Consider the following 510-nt stretch of genomic DNA (forward strand, 5'->3'; position numbering starts at 1 on the left):
CCTGTGAGGCCACCACCGCGTCGACAGCACCGTCGGCGGCGGACAGGCACTCGGCGGGGCCGCCGATGACCTCGATCAAGACTGGTGTCTGGGTGGCAGTGGTGCGGGCAAGACCACGAAGACGCGGTTCGGGCTCCACGGCCACGACACGGGTGACGGTGGCGGGACAGAGGCCGAAGTCGAGGCCGTTGCCCGCTCCGATTTCCAGCACGGTTCCGGTGAGCCCGGCCAGCAGCGCCCGCCGGTGCTCGGCCATGCCTCCGCGCTCCATCGCCGCGACCACCGCGCTCCTGAGAGCCCCTGCTCCGTAACGACTTCTCGACGACCACCGGATCAGGACCGGTGCGCCCGGGCCGATCTGGTGGATCAATTCGAGCATGGGTTCACCTGCGTGCGATGATCCCGTCAGACGCAGCCAGCACAATGCAACCGAAGCGTTCCGCAACCACGACTCAGGGAATGCCTTGGTGCTGTCGGCGATTACTCGGTGAGGACCTCCGCGGCGTCCAC

1 protein-coding gene is annotated in these 510 nt (G+C 68.0%); it reads right to left on the minus strand.

What is annotated here, in order from left to right; all coding sequences use genetic code 11:
- Window positions 1-256: class I SAM-dependent methyltransferase (locus tag CCN56_RS41520; protein ID WP_256962467.1), on the minus strand; the 256-nt coding region annotated here is incomplete at its 3' end.
- Between the last annotated feature and the right edge of the window lie 254 nt (window positions 257-510).

This window comes from Streptomyces sp. NRRL B-24572 (genome assembly GCF_002156145.1).
GTDB classification, from domain to species: domain Bacteria; phylum Actinomycetota; class Actinomycetes; order Streptomycetales; family Streptomycetaceae; genus Streptomyces; species Streptomyces vietnamensis.